Source organism: Gordonia terrae (assembly GCF_001698225.1).
Classification (GTDB): domain Bacteria; phylum Actinomycetota; class Actinomycetes; order Mycobacteriales; family Mycobacteriaceae; genus Gordonia; species Gordonia terrae.
This window is the reverse complement of sequence record NZ_CP016594.1, coordinates 1044667-1063489: the sequence shown is the minus strand read 5'-3', so window position 1 is coordinate 1063489 and position 18823 is coordinate 1044667. Positions and strand designations below refer to the sequence as shown.

Here is an 18823-nt window from a genome sequence, read left to right as displayed (position 1 = left end):
CATTGAGCGGACCTACTGAATGCCTTGCGCGGCTCTCACATTGACGTGTGTGACATCCGCGGGATGGCCGAACCGGTCGGCAACTCGATCCGTGTCTCGGTCAGCACGTGTTCCCGGACGGCGTCGTCGATGCTGTCCTGCAGCTCCGGGCAGCTGTCGCCCGCAAGAGTCTGCCCGCGCGCGGCGTTGAACGGGCAACCTGCCGAGTCCGACAACCACTGGATCGACGTGTGGGCCGTGCTGAACTTCTCGACGGTGACTGCCAGGCCACAGGCCCGACAGTTGTGCGGCTGCATGGTCATCGTTTGACCTCCGAAACGATCGAACTGTCGACCTCGACCGGAAAAGGTTCAATTCTCCCGTACTTGCCTCGATAGAAGATGAGTGGTTCGAGCTCGCCCGCGTGGATGTGATGCACGCGCGAGACCACGATGACGTGGTCACCGGCGTCGTGCTCTGCATCGAGCTCGACTTCCATCCACGCCAGACCCCCCTCGAGGACCGGAGCGCCGGCTGGACTGGGTAGCCATGAGAGGCCTGCGAACTTGTCGCCACCCTTCATCGCGAGACTGCGGCACACACCTTCTTGCGCGTCCGACAGAATGTTGACGACGAAGCGTCGCGACGCCTTGACCCGGGGCCATGACGAGCTGGTCTTCGCCACACAGAAGGCGACAAGCGGAGGGGCGAGTGACACCGAGGTGAACGAATTGGCGGCAAGCCCGACCGGGCTGCCGGTCTCGCCGTCTGTTGCGGTGATCGCCACGACGCCAGTGGCGAAGTGCCCCATCACATGTCGTAATTCACGCGGGTCGATTTCGGTATCGGTCTCGTGCTCGTCGGAATCGATCATCGTTTCACCTTCTGAGGTAGTGCACCGGGCAGGGATCGATAGCCGGGGTCGGTCCGGGGATCGCGAAGGATTCCCTGTTGCCTACCGCTGGTGCGATGGTAACTAGCAAGGCGACACCGATCGGCTTCTCTCCCGCTGGCCGGGAGCCTCCGAGTCGGGCCGGTTCCTCGTTCAGTACTCGATGGAGATCTCCGGGGAGACCATCTCCGCCTGACAGGTGAGGATGTATCCGTCGGCGACGTCCTCGTCTTCGAGCACCTCGTTGCGAGTCATCCGCACCTCGCCGGAAGTCAGTGTGCACACGCAGGCACTACAGGCCCCTTCCCGGCAGGAGAACGGGGCATCGACGCCGGCATCGAGGAGTGCGTCCAGCAGTCGCTTGGATCCCGACCAAGGTACGGACAGCGTTTCCCCATCGAGTGTCACCTCGATCGCGCCGACGTCCGCGGCGGTCTCGGACCCGTCATCTTCGGCGTGATCCGGCACGGACTCCCGAACCCCACCGAATGGGTCCGAGGTCAGCGACACGAACCGCTCGGACATGACGCGCGACGATTCCACACCGGCCGTGGCGCAGGCCTCTTTCACCACTTTCATCAGGGGTGCAGGTCCGCACGTGTAGACGGCCCGGTCGGCGAGCGGCCGTATCAATGCGGACAACGCCTCGACGGTCAGAAAGCCTTGGACCGACTGCAGCGCGTGGATCACGGTGAGGCGATCGGCGAACCGGCCGGTCAGCTCGCGCAACTCCTGCCCGAAGATGACCGACTTCTCGTCCCGATTCGCGTAGATCAGCAGAACATGGCCGGAGCCGGCGAAGAGAATGGACTTGGCGATGGCCATGACCGGGGTGATCCCGCTACCGCCGGCCACCAGGACCACCGATTCGTCGAGCGTGCGCGCTTTGAAGCTGCCCGACGGCGGAAGAACCTCGAGTTCATCACCCTCGTCCACGTTGTCGCACAACCAGTTCGAGCCATGGCCACCGTCGACTCTCTTCACGGTGATCTTCATTGTCGGGTCGACGTGCGGCGAACTCGACAGCGAGTAGCACCTCGCCGTGCCCGACCCGACGTCCGGAACGCGGATCGTCAGGAACTGCCCAGGGCTGTAGTCGAACGCCGACGAGTGATCGGGATGCGGTTCGACCAAGATGGACCGCGCATCATGAGTTTCCTCCACGACGCCGACGACGCGCACCCTGCACGCGCCGGACTGCACGTCCGGTCCTTGTGAATACATCCCGCCCTCGATCTCCGGAGGCCGATAGGTCGTTGTGGCCATCGCCACAAGATATTTGTTCGGTTCGAGCGAACCATGGGTCGCTTCCATTCATCGGGAGGAACGACAGGTCGCCCCTTCGCCGCGCGGCGCAGTGTCCACCCAGCAGGAGAACGGCTCGAGGATCTCCGGTTCGGCGTATACGGTGCGCGGCATGACCGAGACGACACATACATCCCCGACGGACGACAGGACAGTCACCCGCGAGACAGCTCTGGCCGCAGTCAATCGGTACCTCGACGCCATCGCGAATGCGACCACGCCGGAACAGATCTCCGACCTGTACGTCGAGAACGCGACGGTCGAGGATCCGGTGGGGTCGGCGCCGCAGCGCGGCAAAGACGCCATCGCCGCGTTCTTCGCGCCACTGACTCAGGCCAAGCGCGAGACCGAGCTGCTGACCTTCCGGCACAGCGGCAGTTCCGCGGCATTCCATTTCGTCGTACGCACACACACCCCCGACGGTGTCGTCGTGATCGAACCGATCGACGTGATGACGTTCACCGCGGACGGCCTGATCGTCTCGGTCGAGGCCTACTGGTCTCCCGAAGACATGCGCATCGGATGACCTCTGAGCCGCAGGCGTCCACTGAGCGGGCACCCGCCTTCCGCCGTCGCCCGTAGTCGGATGGGATGAGAGATCGAGCATCAGACATGTGATCGGTGCTCACCCGAACCACTCACATCGAAGGGAGCCCGATGAGCACGCTGTCCCCCGCCCCGGCAGGCGCCGTTGACGACGAGGTGACCGTCGAGGCACTGCACTCCGCGATCAGCGTCGCCGAACCGGGTTCCCTTCTCATGGCGATGATCCATGTCACCGGCGATCTGTCGTTGCTCGACGAGTTCGAGGCCAGACTGGCAGCCGCGCGAGGGACGGCAAGCGACGGCGCCGGTGCGACTCACTACGGGGTGACGAGCGGTACCTCGACGACACTCCCGGGTGAGTTCCCGGCTGAGGTCGCAGAGGCGATCCGCGACCGGGCAGCGGCGGTACTCACCACCGACCTCGCTCCACAACTTGGCGTCCCGGACCCCGACCTCTTCCGTCGTATGGCGTCTGTGTGCACGACCGACTCCGTCGCCGACGAGTTCGTGCCATTGCTGCTCGAGCAGGCCGGTTTCGAGCACAGCCGCCGCCGAGTCCCGGTCACCAAGGCCCCGCCCGCCGACCTCGATGTCATCGTGATCGGCGCGGGAATGATCGGCCTCAACGCAGCCATCAAACTGGGCGACGCCGGCTTCTCCTACACCGTGTTCGAGGCTCGCGACGACATCGGCGGTACCTGGTCTCGCAACGTGTATCCCGGCGCCGCGGTCGACACGCCGAGTCACTACTATTCGTACTCGTTCGAGTTGAATCCCAATTGGTCTCGCTACTATCCGACCGGTCCTGAATACCTGGACTACATGCATTCGGTCGCCGAGAAGCACGACCTCTACCGGAACATCCACCTGTCGACCTCGGTGCTGTCGGCGACGTGGGACGAATCGCGGCAGCGGTGGGAAGTCGTGTCGCGCGGGCCGGACGGTGCCGTGCGGCGAACGAACGCCGCGGCCGTGATCACCGCGCTCGGCGTGCTCAACTCCGTGAACATCCCCGACATCCCTGGCCTGGATGACTTCGAGGGCACCGTGATCCACACCGCCGAATGGGATCCTGAGTTGGATCTGACGGGTAAGCGGGTCACGGTCATCGGCACCGGATGCACGGCCGTTCAAGTCGTCGCCAACATCGTGGACGACGTGGCCGCACTCGACGCGGTGGTGCGCACCCCTCACTGGATCGTTCCCGAGAAGACAGTCGTCAACGACGTCCCCGACGGAGAGCGGTGGGCGATGAAACACCTTCCGTACTTCCAGAACTGGTTCCGGCTCAGAGCCTATTGGCTCGCCTCCGACAACCTCTACATGATGCCGCGGATCGACCCCGAATGGGCCGCTACCCACCTCTCGGTGTCGGCTCTGAACGACCGGGTGCTCCAGACGTCTCTGCGCTATCTCGATGACATGTTCCCAGACCGCCCCGATCTCAAGGAGAAGCTGACTCCCACCGTCCGCCCGTACGCCAAGCGCATAGTCAAGGACCCGGGTTTCTTCGCAGCACTCAAACGCGACAACGTTTCTCTGCACCGTGCCTCTCCGGCTCGGGTCGACACCCACGGGATCATCCTCAGCAACGGCGAACGCATCGAGACCGACGTCATCGTGCTCGCAACCGGTTTCAAGGTCGAGTACGCGTCGTTCATCGACATCACCGGGCGCAACGGTGAGAAGCTGTCAGATCGCTGGGACGGCGGCAACGACCCGCGCGCGTACCTCGGGATCCAGGTGGACGGCTTTCCAAACCTGTTCGTGACCGCGGGACCCAATGCGGCCCCCAATCACGGTGCCGGACACAGCATCACGAGCGAGGAACACGTCCACTACATCATCGAATGCCTGCAGTACCTGGTGGAGAACGACAAGTCCTCGGTCGATGTCAGGCGAGAAGCGCTCGTCGAGTACAACAGACGCGTGGACGAGGCTCTGGACAAGACGGTCTGGGCCCACCCAGGTAAGGGCACGACGGGCTACTACCGCAACGACGAAGGACGGCCGATCGTTCCGTGCCCGTGGCGTCTGGTCGACTACTGGACGATGCTCCGGCAACCGGATCCAGACAAGTTGATCTTCACCGAACGTGAAAGCCGCTCCGGCTCCGTCGGTCCCCGGTAACAGGAAGAACTGCGCACCGTGCGGATCGGCATCACCTCGCCCATCGTCACCCGCTTCCCCGGAGCGCACGGGGATTGGGAAGAGTCCGCCGACGTCGCCGATCTCGCCCGCATCGCCACGACGGCGGACTCGCTCGGCTTCAACCACCTCACCTGTAGCGAACACGTCGCGGTTCCGGTCACTATCGCACGGCACCGCGGCGGGACATACTGGGATCCGTTGGCGACGCTCGGCTTCCTGGCCGGTCGCACCGAACGGATCAAACTCGCGACCCTGGTCCTGGTCCTCGGTTACCACCATCCGCTCGAGATCGCCAAGCGCTACGGCACTCTCGACTCCATCAGCGCCGGCCGCCTCATTCTGGGCCTTGGTGTCGGGTCTCTGCGAGACGAGTTCGAGCTACTCTCCGTCCCATTCGCCGATCGCGGCGCGCGCGCCGATGACGCCCTGGCTGCGTTGCGCGCAGCGATGTCGACGAACGTGCCGCGGTACCGAGGAGAGTTCTATGAGTTCTCCGACCTTGTCGTGGAACCCCACGCGGTGCAGTCCCACGTACCGTTCTGGATCGGTGGTCGGACCGCTCGATCTCTTCGGCGAGCAATCGAATTGGGCGATGGCTGGGTGCCTTTCGGCTTGTCGCCGGAGGAACTGGAGACCCTGCTCGACCAGCACGAGCTACCGCCTGGTTTCGACGTCGTGCTGTCGGCCGGGCGGCTCGACCCGGCCGACGACGAAGACGGCACGCGCCGTGCCATCGATCGTCTCGTGCAGGCCGGAGCCACCACGATCAGCGCTGGGTTCACGGCCTCGTCGGCTTCGCACTACTGTGACCAACTCGAGAAACTGGCAGGCCTTTACGACCTGGCCTCTTGACATCGAGCGCACAGCCCGCGCTCGATCTTCTAGGTAAGGACAACTCCATGAGTGCACACCCCGACGTACTGTCCCCGGCGCGACTCGGACCGGTTCAGCTGCGCAATCGAACGCTCAAGGCCGCGACATACGAGAACATGGCCCGAAACGGTCTGGTGACCGACCCACTCATCGATTTCCACGTTGAGCATGCGCGAGGCGGTGTCGGGATGACCACCGTCGCATACTGCGCCGTCAGCCCGGACGGCCGGATCGACCAGCATCAGATCCTGTGGCGCCCCGAGGCACGTCCGGGTTTGCAACGGCTGACCGACGCCGTCCACGCCGTGGGCGCAGCCATTTCCGCTCAGATCGGCCACTCCGGACCGGTGAACAACGGAAAAGAAACCCAGACCAAACCCCTCGCACCCAGCCGCTATTTCAACATGCAGTTCCTGCGAACCGTGGGTGCCGCATCCACCGAGGACCTCGAGCGGGTGATCCGGGCACATGGGGAAGCCGCGACGATGGCAATCGAGACCGGTTTCGACGCGGTCGAGGTCCATCTCGGTCACAATTACCTGGCCAGCTCGTTCCTGAGCCCCAACCTCAACCGTCGGACCGACGAGTACGGGGGCTCCCTGGCCAACCGAGCCCGACTCGGCCTACGCATCCTCGACGCAGTCCGGGAGGCAGCGCAGGATCGGCTCGGAATCGTGGTGAAGCTGAACATGGATGATGGTGTGCCCGGCGGCTTCTGGATCGACGAGGCGATGCAGGTGGCCCAGTGGATCGAGTCCGCCGGCTCAGCGGATGCGCTCGAGATGACCGCCGGGAGCTCGCTGCTCAACCCGATGTACCTCTTCAAGGGCGATGCGCCGATCCACGATTTCGCGGCGGCCATGCCGCAACCGATTCGGGCCGGCATCAAGCTCGTCGGCAAGCATGTTCTTCATGAATACCCCTACGTCGACGGCTATCTGATGCAGGATGCGAAGCAGATCCGATCAGCGGTCTCGATGCCGATGATCCTGCTGGGCGGGGTCACCAATCGCGCGACCATGGACGATGCGATGAAGTCCGGATTCGACTTCGTGGCGATGGGTCGTGCACTTCTGCGGGAACCGGACCTGATCAACCGGATCGCGGCCGACCCCGAGACGACATCCTTGTGCAACCACAACAACAAGTGCATGGTGTCGATCTTCACGAGCACCCGGTGTGTCCTGCGGAGTCCTCACCCGGCGGACGTTCCGTCCGCAACCGGATAGATGCGGCCCCGTCCCCGGTTCGACCGATTGCCACGACCAGCGCGGCAACTCGACGAGCCGGGACGGGTTTCGATGCTCCCCCTCTACCCTCGGCGTGCGATCATGAGTTGCTCAGGTGCACAGCACCTTCAGGCGTCCAGATGGAGGACATGCGGAACGGCATCGGACGTGATCGCCATGACGTCGTCGAATTGTGTCGCGATCGTCTCCACATTCAGATTCGGATCGTTGATGCCCACCGTGTCCAGCAACGCGAGGCGACGCACCGCTCCTCCGGCCACAGTGAAGACCTCACCGGTGACCGTTGCTGATGGGTGGACCAGATACGCTCCCATCGGCGCGACGAACTCCGCTCGCAGGTTGTTCCGGATGTGCGCGACGACCTCCGGCGACAGGCTGTCGGTAGCCGCCTCGGCCATCCGCGTCCCGGCTCCCGGCGCAATGGCGTTGACCGCGATGCCCGCGGACTTTCCCTCGACGGCCAGGCTCCGCGTCAAACCGAACACGGCAGCCTTCGAACTGCCGTAGTGGGTCATCATGGGATTACCCAGCATCGCGCCGGAGACGGTGTTCACGACGCGGCCCGTCCCCGAGGCGATCAGATGGGGCCAGGCTGCGCGGCACAGGCGCAACGAACCGAAGTAGTGCACGTCCAGATGTCGCTGGTGTTCTTCGTCGGGGACATCCCGGAAGTCCGCAGTCCGGACGATCCCGGCGTTGTTGATCACTCCATCGATCCGCCCGAACGAGTCCATGGCGGCTTCGACCAGTGCCTTCGCACCCTGCTCGTGGGATACATCCGCACGGCAGGCGACCGCTCGGCCGCCGGCGGCGGTGATCTCGGCGGCCACGGTCGCCGCCGGATCGTCTCCGTCGAGGCCGGACCCGTCTGTGCGAGCGCCGAGGTCGCCGACCACGACCGAGGCCCCACGTGCGGCGAGCAAGAGCGCGTACTCACGACCGATTCCCCTACCCGCGCCGGTGATGATGACACAACGATCGTCGTAACGCAGTTCTTGCATGGGGTCTCCTCATGTCTCTGTCGTGTTCATTGCAGGGCGCCGTCAGGACGGCGTGATCAGGGACGGGTGTGCCCGCCACCGACATCGACTCTGGCCGTCCAGATACTTGCCTGCGCTTCGCGCGCGGACTTCTCGAAGTCGTACACCTCGACGCCGACGGTGACGTAAAGCGTTCTGCGATCGTGGCCTCCCAGCAGGCAGGCGACGGTCCTGCCCTCGTCCAGGGGAACCTCGACCACGTCTGTGGCCCCACCGCCGTCCACGAAACGCACGACACGTCCGAGCCCCGGCAGGGCAGCCCACACGCCGCCGTCGGCGTCGAGCCCCAAACCGTCTGGTGATCCGGGACATTCGGCGAAAACCCGGTGGTCCGAGAGCGATCCGTCGGCGGCGCGTTCCATCACGAGAAGACGATCGGCGAAGGTCTCGGCCACGTACAGGTGACGTTCGTCGGCGGACAGCCCGATCCCATTGGCTCCCATGAGAGGACCAACCGCATCTGCCGATGATGCCGTGCCGTCGGTATCGACCATCAGAATCGGAGACGACACAGGTGCGTCGCCGTTGAACAGGTCGAAACCGAGCTGCGTTATGTACAGACTTCCGTCGGTCGCGACCACCATGTCATTGATCGGCCCCACCGCCAGGTCGGACAGATCCGCATACACCGACAGCACGTCCGCATCCGGGTCGGCCTGGATCAGGATCAGCTTCTCGTGCATCGAGGTGACGACCAGCTGACCGGTTGGTAGCCAACCGAAACCACCCAGGACGATCGGGACCGACGAATCCCGGCGTCGTCCGGTGGCATCCACCACGATCTCCACGATTCCGTCGTCGCCAACGGTTTTCAGCGTCGAGGTGTACATGTCGGTGAACCAGAACCGGTCGTCGTGCCATCGTGGGCACTCCGGCCACGAGAACCCGCGGGCGAGCTCACTCGCGTGGTGTCTGCGCGCATCAGCGATGGTGGCGGGTCGCTCGTTCATTGTCTGGCCCCTGCCGGTGGGTCGAGTGATCGGGTGCCGTACCGGGCGCCTGGGTCGGCAACACCGGTCACCGGCCGGGCGGCAGGGACGGGTCACCGCGGTACTTCGCCAAGCTAGCAACGAGTTTGGACTCGGCGTCCCGGTCGTCCCGACAGACGGGACGCCGACGGCGCGCCGTGCGCCGTCCACTCAGCGGGAGGCGGAGGTGTCCGTCGGGTTGCCATCGGCCTAGCGTCGGCCGTTATGTCCGCCTCTCCGCAAGCGCCCTCACCGAAGACCCCTGATGACCGAGTAGCGGTCGTGACGGGCGCCAGTCGAGGCGCGGGTAAGGGGATCGCCCTGGCCCTCGGTGACGCCGGGTACACGGTGTACGTCACCGGACGCACCGCCACCGAAGGTCAATCAGCCTTGCCCGGTACCGTCTCGAGCACGGCAGAGGAAGTAACCGCCCGTGGCGGACGGGGCATTCCGGTGATCGTCGACCACTCTGTGGACACCGACGTGGAACACCTGTTCACCAGAGTGCGCGAGGAACAGGGCCATCTCGACGTTCTGGTCAACAACGCGCTCTCCATCCCGGACGCACTGGCGACGAAAGGTCCGTTCTTCCAGAAGCCGCTCGCGCTGCTGGACCTCTGGGATGTCGGAATGCGGTCGAGCTACGTCGCCACGTACTACGCCGCTTCCCTCCTGCTCGAGAGCACCGCCGGACTCGTCGTGAACACGTCGAGCTTCGGCGGTACCTGTTACATGCACGGACCTGCCTATGGCGCCGGAAAAGCCGCGGTGGACAAGATGGCGCACGACATGGCCCACGACTTCGGTCCCTACGGGGTGACGGTGGTGTCGATCTGGATGGGACTCCTGAAAACCGAACGGACTCTGGCCGGTGTGGCCGAGGACCCGGAGGCGTACCGCGACATCCTCGCAAGCGCGGAGTCACCCGAATTCACCGGACGAGTGATCGCGGCTCTCACCCAGGAGCCGGACTTGATACGACGAAGCGGGCAGGTTCTGATCGGCGCTGAGCTGGCCGACGAACTCGGAGTGACCGATGTCGACGGGAACAGCCCTCCATCTCACCGGTCGTACCTCGGCGACCCCCCTCAGTTCAGTTCCGCTGTCATCGAGTAACGCCTCGAACTGCCCAGGCGAGCAGGGCAGCCCGATCACACCACCCGGCCCGAGAGGATCACCCCCATGAGTTCCCCGACCGTCGACGAGCAGCTGGCCGAACTGCGGAGCATCCGCGAGATCACATCGCTGAAGCACCGATACCTACGCGCCTGCGATGCCAAGGACCCGGAGACGTTTCGGGCTTGCTTCATCAGATCCGGCGCCGTCCTGGACTACGGTGCGCTCGGCAGGTACGACGACGCCGACCCGATCGTCGAGATCTTCCGGCAGGTCGCGCTTCGCAAAGAGGCCGGCGCCTACCAGGTGTTGGACATGCACCACGCATTCCATCCGGAGATATCGCTCGTCGACGACACCCATGCCCACGGCAGATGGACCCTCGCTTTTCGCCAGCTGAATCTGGCCGAACGCACTGAGACAGTCGCGTCGATGGAGTACGACGACGACTATGTGATCGAGGACGGCCAGTGGAAGATCTCGCGGTGCCTGTCGATTCCACTATGGTCGATGACGAGGCCGCTCGAGGAGTCCGTGGAAGTGACCCAAGGGTGGGGCCTGGACGGTTGATCGAGCCAGGCCACACCTGCGGTCACGCCCGAATACCGGAGGTAGATCGTTGTCGATTCGCAGTCTGAATCATGCTGTCCTGTTCGTGTCAGATATTCAGCGAAGTGCTGATTTCTACTGCAACACACTCGGTTTCGATCGCATCGCGGCTGACTTCCCAGGCGGGGCCTTCTTGCGGGGCACGGGGAGCGCGAATGATCATGACCTGGGCCTGTTCCAGGCGTCTGCGCCCGCGGCTCGCCGGGGTGCGATCGGGTTGTACCACTTGGCGTGGGAAGTGGAGACGCTCGCAGAGCTGAGGGACGCGCTCGTTCGATTGCAGCGCGTCGGTGCGCTCGTCGGGGCCTCCGACCATGTCGCCACCAAGGCCGTGTACGGCCGGGATCCCGACGGCATCGAATTCGAGGTCACCTGGCTGGTTCCCGATTCCGAGCTCCACCACGTGATGGTGCCCGGGATCGATCCCACGAGCCCACTCGACATCGACCGCGAGATCGAACGCTTCGGGTCGACGACCCCTGGCGGTCCGCGTGACGACCGTGCCCTCATGCACAGGGTCATGGCTCGTGTCGCGGGCGACCAGGCGTGAGGGTCTCGCCGATCTCGGTGATCGTCCACGACTTGCTCGACCGATCTCGTTGCCGGACGTCGACACTCGACGCTCACCGGTGGTGAGCTATCCGACCCTGCGGTCGAGTTCGTCGGCGGTCGACCGCCGGCCGGCGGTCGGGTGTGCCTGCGGAACCGACAGCGTGGCGACGAGCGCCGCCAGACACACGAGTCCGCCGACAGCGAAAGCCGTTCGGATCCCGCCTTCGGTGGAGAAATCCGGGGCTTGGGCGGAAACGGTGGCAGACATGATCATCGCCACCACCGCGCTCGACGTCGCCGTGCCGACCGTGCGCATGAGCGCGTTCTGCCCGTTGGCCGCCGCGGTCTCGGCCGCGGGAGCCGCCTGCATCATCAGCGCCGGTACCGATGCGAGTACCAGCGCGAGTCCCGCAGCATTCAGGGCGCCGACGACCACGACGACCGCGGTCGTGTAGGGAATCACCGCGGCGATCGCGTAACTGCCCGTCATCACGACGATTCCGATGACCAGAGGGAGCTTCGAGCCGCGCCGGGCGGCCAGGGCGGCGGCGACCGGCGGACACATCAGCATGATGACACCGCCCGGAGCCAGGCAGAGTCCGGTCATGGTGATCGACAGGCCGAGGCCGTATCCCGTCGATGTCGGCGCCTGGATGAGTCGGGTCAGGATCAGGCTCATCGCCATCATGCCGAACCCGGTGAAGACCGTGACCACGTTCAGGGACAGGATCGACCGGCTGAGAAAGAGCGGCATGTTGACCAACGGCTGTCGCGCGCGACGCTCGTAGAGGTAGAAGATCACCACCATGAGTACGGTCGCGGTGAACATCCCCGTGATCCGAGGGTCCGCCCACCCCCACTTGGGCGCCATGGTGATTGCCGTCAACATACAGGTCAGCAGGGCCGCCAAGAGCACGGCGCCCACGTAGTCGAAGCCGGCCCGGGCACGGGGTCGCGACACCGTGTCGCGCGGCACGACGACAGCGATCAGCACGATGGAGATCGCCGCCACCGCGGCGCACGCCCAGAAGAGCAGATGCCAATCCAGGTACTCCGCGACGACAGCAGCCAACGGCAAACCCACCGAACCGCCGACACCGGCTGCCGCACTGACCATCGCGATCGCGACCGGTAGCCGAGCCGGCTCGAGCATGTTCCGCAGGATGCTCATCCCGAGTGGCACCACGCTGGTGGCCATCCCCTGGAGGGCGCGGCCGATGATCAGCACCGACAGGTCGGACGTCAGCGCGCAGATGACAGACCCGACAAGGAGACTCGCGACGCAGATCATCAGAACCCGCCGTCGACCGTATGTGTCCCCGAGACGCCCGCTGATCGGGGTCACGACCGCGCCGGTCAAGAGCGTCACCGTGACCACCCACGATGCCCCCGCGACCGAGGTGTCCAGCAGCACCGGGAGCTGCGCGAGCACTGGGATGATCAGGGTCTGAACCAGAGAACCCAGGATCCCCGCGAACGCGAGGACGACTACCGCGAATCGAAAATCCGAGCGTGAATTCGATTGCACGCGAGAAGGATCGACGCTTCCGGCCGAACGACTACGACGACCGGACACAGCACCTCTTCCCGCTATCAGGCGAGCGACGGCATCCTCTCGACGCTGCCGTGACCCAATGGATGGAGACCATGCTCTCAGACCGCGAGCGATTCGGTCGGTTCATGACCGCTGGCCGGGAGGCGATCAAGAATTCGGCGGTTTCCGATGCTCCGCCCACTGGGCGGAATGCCCGGTTGCCCGGACCACGACCTGGGTGACCTAATTCACGCAACACCCCGGATTGCGTCGTCATCACAGGCGGCCGCCGGTCCACAGCACATCTGACCCGAACGAGGAGCGTTGCGTGAGAATCCGACACCGATTGGCAGTCTTCCTGAGCACCGCGAGTGCAGCTACCCTGTTGCTGACTGCGTGCTCCGGCGGGCAGAACGGAGCATCCGGCGGACCTGTCGGAGACCCGGTGCGGGGTGGCACGCTCACCTACGCGTTCAACACCGAGGCGCAATCCGTTGACCCGGCCACCTGCGCGGTCGGGGTCGGACCCGGTCCGTGCGGCGCAGTGTTCGGTGCCCTCGTCTACTACAACATCGACACCCGCGAGTTCGAACCGGGGATGGCGGAGTCCTTCACATCTGACGACGGCAAGGTCTGGACTCTGAAGCTCCGTCCGGGTCTCGAGTTCACCGACGGGACACCGTACGACGCTGCGGCGGTGGTTTTCAACTGGGACCGGCTGCTCGACCCTGCTCTGCTCTCGCCCAGTGCCGCGGCGGCGGAGAGCGTCTCCTGGCAGATCGTCGACGACACCACGATCACTGTCACATCGGACGAGGTCAATTACCAGCTACCGCTGACGATGTCCGAGGACATGGCTTTCATCGGCTCACCTCAGGCCATCCGGGCCAAAGGTCGCGACTTCGGGAACTCGCCCGTGGGCGCGGGTCCCTTCGTGATGACCAGCTGGGCCCGCGGAACGGAGATGACCCTTGACCGAAATCCTGGCTATTGGGACCAGCCCCGTCCGTACGCCGATCGCCTGGTGATCAAGACGATCCCTGCGGATGATCAGCGCTACAACGCGTTGCAGTCGGGCGAGATCAACGTCATGGCGGTGACCTTGAAGAAGTATGCAGATCGCGCGAAGAGCGCCGGAATGAACGTGTCGGAGGCAGCGCTCCTCGGCGGAACCGGCCCCCGCATCAGCCATCGAGGACCTCTGGCCGACCAGCGGGTGCGCGAGGCCATCGGTCTGGTCATCGACAACGAGCAGATCATGAATGCGGTATACCCCGGCGAGTCGGTGGCCACGGGCTTCACACCCGAGGACAGCCCCATGTACGACCCGCGTTCGACGTGGCCGCAGGTCGACGTCGCGCAGGCCCAGGAACTGATCGACGAGTACCGGGCAGCGAACGGCGGCGAAGAGATCAACCTGACGTATACGATCACCGCCGGGAGCCCGGTATCCACACAGGCCGGAGAACTTCTGCAGGCCCAGTTCGCGAAGGTCGACGGTCTGAACCTCGACATCGTCGCCCTCGACGGCGGAGCCTTCTATTCGGCTCTCACATCAGGCAATTACGACCTGATCGTCAGCTCGGTGGGTGGCGCACACCCCGAGAACCTCTACAAGGTCTTCGCCACCGACGGCACCGTGAACACGTCGGGGTTCTCCAACCCTGACGTGGACCAGGCCTTCGCGACGACGCACACGTCGAACGACCCCGACGTCGTCAACAAGGCGTACGCCGACGCGATCGCAGGGATCGTGGAAGGCAATGCCTACCGGTACTGGCGGCATGCGAAGACCTACGTGATCTCGGCATCGGACGTTCAGGGTGTGCGAAACGACAACCTGTACTGGTTCCGTCCCGATCTGGCCTGGATTCAGCAGTAGTCGTACCGGCACCCGTGCACAATCTCCCGACGACAGAACGGGCTCTACGTGACAAGACTCGGCGCAGGAAGATACGTCGCCAAACTGGGGATCGTGCTGGCGCTCGTCAGTATCGCGACATTCCTTCTCCTGGAATTGATTCCGGGCGATCCGGTGGACACCGTCCTTCCGGCCGGCGCAACACCGGAGATGCGAGCGGCCGCAATGCAACTCTACGGTCTCGACGGCTCCCTGGTCAGCAGGTACTTCGACTGGTTGGGTAGCGCGTTCCAGGGGGACCTGGGCCGATCGATGCAGTCACAGCTGCCGGTGACCGATGCCATACTGGCGCGCCTGCCGGTCACCATCGAACTGGCCGCTCTGTCGATCATCCTGGCCCTGCTGATCGCGATCCCGGTCGGTGTCGTATCCGCGTACCGCCCCGGCGGCATCGTCGACCGGATCGCGACGTTCATCTGCTCGATCACCCTGTCGATCCCCAGCTTCTTGCTCGGAGTGCTGCTGGTCTTCATCTTCGCCGTCAGCCTGGGCGTGTTGCCGGTGACAGGATGGACCCCACTGTCCGAAGGCCTCGTACCTCACATCGAGAGCCTCATCCTGCCGGTGATCACCCTGTCGGCGATCGAGGCCGTCGGCTTCATCCGGGTTCTCCGAAACGACATGATCGCAACCCTCCAGCAAGATTTCGTGTTGTCGGCGAGAGCACGCGGTTTGCCCTCGTCGCGAATCCTCTTCACCCACGCACTACGCCCGTCGGCGTTCTCCCTTGTCACAGTCCTCGGCGTGACACTGGGACGGCTCATCGGCGGGACGGTGATCGTCGAAACCCTGTTCTCGCTACCCGGTCTCGGGTCGCTGGTCATCACCGCCATCACCGGACGGGACTTCGTGATGGTGCAAGGCATCGTCCTGGTGGTCGCTGTTGCCTATGTGCTGCTGAACGCTCTCGTCGATCTCGTGTATCCCGTACTCGATCCGAGAGTGAGGACCGCATGAAAGCTCCGGACACACAACCGTTGAGTCCCGACACAGTTCGGGCGGTGATGGTACCCGAGCCCACACCGACAACTGTGGAATCAGCCGTCCCGCCCGGTGACAACGGCGAGGTGACATCAGTCAAGAGGCGACGCCGCCGTAGGCGCGACATCGGGGCCGCTCTCGGCGCCTGCTGGCTGATCCTCATCGTCGCTGCCGCTGTATTCGCCGACCTCCTGCCGCTCCCGTCGCCCTCGGAAGTCACAGATGCCTACTCGCTGAGGCCGTTCCAGACTGGTGCACACATTCTCGGTACCGATGAACTCGGACGGGACGAACTGAGTCGAGCCATCTACGGTGCGCGCGTGTCCTTGTCAGTGGCCCTCGGCGCAACATTGATCGCACTGGTGAGCGGTACCGCCCTGGGAATCGCTGCCGGATACTTCCGGGGAGCACTCGACACCACCTTCGACATCGGCACCAGCACGGTTCTGGCCTTTCCGCCACTCATCCTGCTCATCGCGCTGGTCGCGGTGATGGATCCCAGCACCACCACGCTGACAATCGGACTGGGCATCGTCGGCGCACCGACTTTCGTACGAATCGCGCGGGCCAACACCATCGCGTTCGCGAATCGCGAGTTCGTCACCGCGGCAAAATCACTGGGCGCGGGTCATCTGCGGATCATCATCCGCGAGATATTGCCGAATGTGGTGCTGCCCGTCCTCTCCTTCGCCACGGTCGTGGCGGCTGGACTGGTGGTGGCCGAGGGGTCACTGAGCTTCCTCGGGCTCGGAATCCCCCCACCCGCCCCGTCATGGGGCGGAATGATCGCGGCCGGCCGAGAAAGTCTGTACGAGGCTCCCTATCTCGTCCTGGTGCCGGGGACCTTCTTCTTCTTGACCGTCTTCTCACTGAACCGCCTCGGCGACTGGGCTCGAGGGCGTATCGGAAAGGAATCATCACTGTGAGTGTGTCCGCGTCCGTTCCGGTCACGCGATCCGCAGACGACACCGCCGAGGAACCGATCCTCACCATCGAGGATCTTCGTGTCTGGTTCGACACCCCGCGAGGTATGGTCCGCGCCGTCGACGGGGTCGACCTCACCCTTCCGCGTGGTCGCACCCTCGGTGTCGTCGGCGAATCGGGGTCGGGCAAATCCGTTCTGTCGCGGTCGATCATGAGCATCCTCGCCCCGAGCGCGGTCATCCAACCACGATCGCGCATCAAGATCGACGGTAGGGATACCGCGACCCTGTCGCGAACCGAGAGCCGCTCACTGTGGGGATCTCGCGTCTCGATGGTGTTCCAGGACCCGATGACCTCGTTGACGCCTGTTCTGACCATCGGCCACCAGCTGACCGAGACACTTCGCCGGCACACGGATCTGACCAAAGCGCAGGCACTCATGCGAGCCGAGGAGCTCATGGTGTGGGTGGGGATACCGGAACCGAAGAAGCGTCTCTCCCAGTACCCACACAACCTGTCCGGTGGAATGCGGCAACGTGTGGTCATCGCCCTCGCCATCGCCTGCTCGCCCGACCTGCTCATCGCAGACGAACCCACCACGGCTCTCGATGTCACTGTGCAGCATCAGGTCCTGTCACTGCTGTCGCGATTACGCGAGGACAATGGCATGGCGATGATCCTGATCACCCACGATCTCGGCGTGGTAGCGGGTCGGACAGACGAGATCGCGGTGATGTACGCCGGACGCATTGTCGAGCACGCTCCCACCCGCACACTTTTCACAGAGATGCGTCACCCATACACCCGGGCACTCATCAACTCGATCCCCAAGCTGTCAGATGCGAGCCACACCCGGTTGCAGTCCATCCCCGGGAGGCCACCCACCATCATCGACCCCCCAGCGGGCTGCGCGTTCGCGCCCAGATGCGAATATGCCGGCGCCCGTTGCGTGACCGAGACCCCACCGCTGGCCGTCCACGAGAACGCCGCTCCGGACCACCGGTTCGCCTGTTTTCACCCGGTGGGGACGGCCGCGGGTGCCGCCGCGTTGGCGGAGAACATTGCTCGGGGCACCAACGTGACCGGTTTGCCCGTGACGACACGAGAGGACAGCTGATGGCCGGCACCGGGACTGCACATCTTCGTGAGGAGGACGAGGTACTGCTCACGATCCGCGATCTGACCGTCGAGTACAACATCGGCAGAGGACAGAAGGTCCACGCGGTCTCCGGGGTGAGCCTGGACATCGCTCGAGGCGAAACCCTGGGACTGGTGGGTGAGTCGGGCTGCGGGAAATCGACTGTGGCCAAGGCGATCCTGCAGCTTCCGCCACCGACGTCGGGAGAGATCAGCTTCGCCGGTCAAGACATCACGACGTTGTCGGCCAAACAGATGCGTCCGTTCCGCCGGGCTGTCCAGATGATCTTCCAGGATCCGATCTCCTCGCTCAACCCTCTCCGGAAGGTCCGGCACATCGTCGCCGAAGGCCTCGATATCGCCGGTGACACCAGTCGCGCCGAGCGAGCAGCAAAGGTCGATGAGATCCTCACGGTGGTCGGTCTCGATCCGGAAACTGCCGGGGACCGCCGCCCACACGAATTCTCCGGCGGACAGTGCCAGCGCATCTCGATCGCCCGTGCCATGGTATTGGAGCCAGAGCTGGTGGTCTGCGACGAGCCGGTGTCCGCATTGGACGTCTCTGTCCAGGCACAGATCCTCAATCTGCTCGAGGACATGAAGGACCGGTACGGGCTCACCCTGCTGTTCATCGCCCACGACCTCGCGGTGGTGAAGAACATCAGCGACCGCATCGTGGTCATGTATCTCGGCAAGATCTGCGAGGTCACCGACCCGGACGGCCTGTACAACAGCCCGCTACATCCGTACAGCGAAGCACTCCTGTCGGCGATTCCCGATCCGGATCCGTTGGTGCCCGTGGGCGATGTCAGCCTGAGCGGCGAGTTACCCTCACCGACTGATCCACCGAGCGGATGCCGCTTTCGCACCAGATGCCCCAGGGCAACAGACGTCTGCGGCGAGGCAGAGCCCCTCCTCCGCGAGGCCTCGCCGGGCCACTATGTGGCCTGCCACCACCCCAATTTGTCCGTCGCACTGCGCAAGAACTGATTCTCCGGCGGCGCGGATCCGAGTACGTGCGGATCATGAATTCGCGTTCCGCCAG

Annotated in this window: 18 protein-coding genes; 12 read left to right on the top strand and 6 right to left on the bottom strand. The window is 64.5% G+C overall.

The features are described 5' to 3' along the window. Positions 1-35 precede the first annotated feature (35 nt). The 3 genes from BCM27_RS04895 to BCM27_RS04885 form a co-directional block, all read right to left on the bottom strand. A complete protein-coding gene (locus BCM27_RS04895) occupies positions 36-296 on the bottom strand; it encodes a hypothetical protein (RefSeq protein WP_239450692.1) in 261 nt (86 codons plus the stop codon). A gap of 2 nt (positions 297-298) precedes the next feature. After that, a complete protein-coding gene (locus tag BCM27_RS04890) occupies positions 299-853 on the bottom strand; it encodes a flavin reductase family protein (protein ID WP_004023190.1) in 555 nt (184 codons plus the stop codon). Between the two features lie 171 nt (positions 854-1024). Continuing rightward, a complete protein-coding gene (locus BCM27_RS04885) occupies positions 1025-2137 on the bottom strand; it encodes a 2Fe-2S iron-sulfur cluster-binding protein (RefSeq protein ID WP_428829791.1) in 1113 nt (370 codons plus the stop codon). A gap of 151 nt (positions 2138-2288) precedes the next feature. Here BCM27_RS04885 and BCM27_RS04880 point away from each other — a divergent pair, with 151 nt between their 5' ends. The 4 genes from BCM27_RS04880 (at position 2289) to BCM27_RS04865 (ending at position 6975) form a co-directional block, all read left to right on the top strand. After that, positions 2289-2702: a nuclear transport factor 2 family protein gene (locus tag BCM27_RS04880; protein WP_004023192.1), complete on the top strand. Its 414-nt coding sequence runs from the start codon at positions 2289-2291 to the stop codon at positions 2700-2702. 131 nt (positions 2703-2833) lie between these two features. Continuing rightward, the gene (locus BCM27_RS04875) at positions 2834-4852 is read left to right on the top strand and encodes a flavin-containing monooxygenase (RefSeq protein WP_004023193.1); all 2019 of its coding nucleotides are present in this window, start codon (positions 2834-2836) and stop codon (positions 4850-4852) included. An 18-nt stretch (positions 4853-4870) separates the two neighbouring features. Beyond that, positions 4871-5725 (top strand): TIGR03619 family F420-dependent LLM class oxidoreductase, encoded by an 855-nt coding sequence (locus BCM27_RS04870; RefSeq protein WP_004023194.1) that lies wholly within the window; start codon positions 4871-4873, stop codon positions 5723-5725. Positions 5726-5772: 47 nt separating this feature from the next. Then, on the top strand, positions 5773-6975 hold the full coding sequence (locus BCM27_RS04865; protein ID WP_004023195.1) for an NADH:flavin oxidoreductase: 1203 nt from the start codon (positions 5773-5775) through the stop codon (positions 6973-6975). Positions 6976-7103: 128 nt separating this feature from the next. On the opposite strand, the gene BCM27_RS04860 is transcribed toward BCM27_RS04865, so the two are convergent. After that, entirely contained in the window at positions 7104-7997 is an 894-nt protein-coding gene (locus tag BCM27_RS04860; RefSeq protein ID WP_004023196.1) for an SDR family NAD(P)-dependent oxidoreductase, read from the bottom strand. A 56-nt stretch (positions 7998-8053) separates the two neighbouring features. Beyond that, entirely contained in the window at positions 8054-8986 is a 933-nt protein-coding gene (locus BCM27_RS04855; protein ID WP_004023197.1) for an SMP-30/gluconolactonase/LRE family protein, read from the bottom strand. A gap of 243 nt (positions 8987-9229) precedes the next feature. On the opposite strand from BCM27_RS04855, the gene BCM27_RS04850 reads away from it, so the two are divergent. The 3 genes from BCM27_RS04850 to BCM27_RS04840 all read left to right on the top strand — a co-directional run bounded on the left by BCM27_RS04850 (position 9230) and on the right by BCM27_RS04840 (position 11279). After that, positions 9230-10120 carry an SDR family NAD(P)-dependent oxidoreductase gene (locus tag BCM27_RS04850; RefSeq protein WP_051987156.1) on the top strand — a complete coding sequence of 297 codons (891 nt, stop codon included), beginning with the start codon at positions 9230-9232 and terminating at the stop codon, positions 10118-10120. A gap of 66 nt (positions 10121-10186) precedes the next feature. After that, positions 10187-10690, top strand: a complete 504-nt coding sequence (locus BCM27_RS04845; protein WP_004023199.1) for a nuclear transport factor 2 family protein — start codon at positions 10187-10189, stop codon at positions 10688-10690. A gap of 49 nt (positions 10691-10739) precedes the next feature. Further along, entirely contained in the window at positions 10740-11279 is a 540-nt protein-coding gene (locus BCM27_RS04840; protein WP_004023200.1) for a VOC family protein, read from the top strand. A gap of 87 nt (positions 11280-11366) precedes the next feature. On the opposite strand, the gene BCM27_RS04835 is transcribed toward BCM27_RS04840, so the two are convergent. Further along, positions 11367-12809 (bottom strand): MFS transporter, encoded by a 1443-nt coding sequence (locus BCM27_RS04835; protein ID WP_004023201.1) that lies wholly within the window; start codon positions 12807-12809, stop codon positions 11367-11369. A gap of 451 nt (positions 12810-13260) precedes the next feature. On the opposite strand from BCM27_RS04835, the gene BCM27_RS04830 reads away from it, so the two are divergent. The 5 genes from BCM27_RS04830 to BCM27_RS04810 all read left to right on the top strand — a co-directional run bounded on the left by BCM27_RS04830 (position 13261) and on the right by BCM27_RS04810 (position 18768). Continuing rightward, positions 13261-14697 (top strand): ABC transporter substrate-binding protein, encoded by a 1437-nt coding sequence (locus BCM27_RS04830; RefSeq protein WP_239450661.1) that lies wholly within the window; start codon positions 13261-13263, stop codon positions 14695-14697. A 48-nt stretch (positions 14698-14745) separates the two neighbouring features. Further along, a complete protein-coding gene (locus BCM27_RS04825) occupies positions 14746-15693 on the top strand; it encodes an ABC transporter permease (protein ID WP_004023204.1) in 948 nt (315 codons plus the stop codon). 344 nt (positions 15694-16037) lie between these two features. Beyond that, positions 16038-16643, top strand: a complete 606-nt coding sequence (locus BCM27_RS04820) for an ABC transporter permease (protein ID WP_239450660.1) — start codon at positions 16038-16040, stop codon at positions 16641-16643. Further along, positions 16640-17758, top strand: coding sequence for an ABC transporter ATP-binding protein (locus BCM27_RS04815; protein WP_004023206.1), 1119 nt, complete (start codon positions 16640-16642; stop codon positions 17756-17758). Before BCM27_RS04820 ends, BCM27_RS04815 begins: the two co-directional genes overlap by 4 nt. Next, positions 17758-18768 (top strand): ABC transporter ATP-binding protein, encoded by a 1011-nt coding sequence (locus BCM27_RS04810; protein ID WP_004023207.1) that lies wholly within the window; start codon positions 17758-17760, stop codon positions 18766-18768. The genes BCM27_RS04815 and BCM27_RS04810 overlap by 1 nt, the downstream gene beginning before the upstream one ends. Positions 18769-18823: the final 55 nt, after the last annotated feature.

Bases quoted from the DNA above. Each gene is read 5' to 3' on its own strand.
- BCM27_RS04895 (WP_239450692.1), bottom strand. From the start codon at position 296: ATGCAGCCGCACAACTGTCGGGCCTGTGGCCTGGCAGTCACCGTCGAG.
- BCM27_RS04890 (WP_004023190.1), bottom strand. From the start codon at position 853: ATGATCGATTCCGACGAGCACGAGACCGATACCGAAATCGACCCGCGT.
- BCM27_RS04885 (WP_428829791.1), bottom strand. From the start codon at position 2,137: ATGGCCACAACGACCTATCGGCCTCCGGAGATCGAGGGCGGGATGTAT.
- BCM27_RS04880 (WP_004023192.1), top strand. From the start codon at position 2,289: ATGACCGAGACGACACATACATCCCCGACGGACGACAGGACAGTCACC.
- BCM27_RS04875 (WP_004023193.1), top strand. From the start codon at position 2,834: ATGAGCACGCTGTCCCCCGCCCCGGCAGGCGCCGTTGACGACGAGGTG.
- BCM27_RS04865 (WP_004023195.1), top strand. From the start codon at position 5,773: ATGAGTGCACACCCCGACGTACTGTCCCCGGCGCGACTCGGACCGGTT.
- BCM27_RS04860 (WP_004023196.1), bottom strand. From the start codon at position 7,997: ATGCAAGAACTGCGTTACGACGATCGTTGTGTCATCATCACCGGCGCG.
- BCM27_RS04855 (WP_004023197.1), bottom strand. From the start codon at position 8,986: ATGAACGAGCGACCCGCCACCATCGCTGATGCGCGCAGACACCACGCG.
- BCM27_RS04850 (WP_051987156.1), top strand. From the start codon at position 9,230: ATGTCCGCCTCTCCGCAAGCGCCCTCACCGAAGACCCCTGATGACCGA.
- BCM27_RS04845 (WP_004023199.1), top strand. From the start codon at position 10,187: ATGAGTTCCCCGACCGTCGACGAGCAGCTGGCCGAACTGCGGAGCATC.
- BCM27_RS04810 (WP_004023207.1), top strand. From the start codon at position 17,758: ATGGCCGGCACCGGGACTGCACATCTTCGTGAGGAGGACGAGGTACTG.